A 338-nucleotide genomic window follows, 5' to 3' on the forward strand; every position below is an offset into this window, starting at 1 on the left:
GCCACAGGGGCGCTGTTGCCGCTGATCGCGACGCCCGCGCCGGTCGAGCTCATAGCGATGGTATAGCTTGCGCCGTTGATGTTGAAGGTGCCGCCGGTGTTGTTGACTATCGTAACGCCGGAACCCGCACCGGTGAAATTGTTGGATGCCCCCGAGGCGGTCACTGTACCCCCGGTATTGTTGTTCAGGTAGATACCGTTGCCATTGGACGTCAGGTTGCCGCTCAACGAGACGAGCCCGGCCCCGGCCAATCGGTTCTGGACTTCAAGGGCTGTGCCGGCGGCGGCCGACATGGTGGCGCTGCCCGAATAGCTGACTGCCGCCGTGCCGCCGCTCAC

The 338-nt window shown here is 64.2% G+C and carries 1 protein-coding gene; it reads right to left on the bottom strand.

Features of this window, described 5'->3' with window-relative positions; translation table 11 throughout:
- Positions 1-338, bottom strand: a 338-nt coding sequence (locus EN852_RS41400) for a hypothetical protein (RefSeq protein WP_189546525.1), incomplete at both ends; no start/stop codon positions are given.

Source organism: Mesorhizobium sp. M2E.F.Ca.ET.209.01.1.1 (genome assembly GCF_004010375.2).
Lineage (GTDB): Bacteria > Pseudomonadota > Alphaproteobacteria > Rhizobiales > Rhizobiaceae > Mesorhizobium.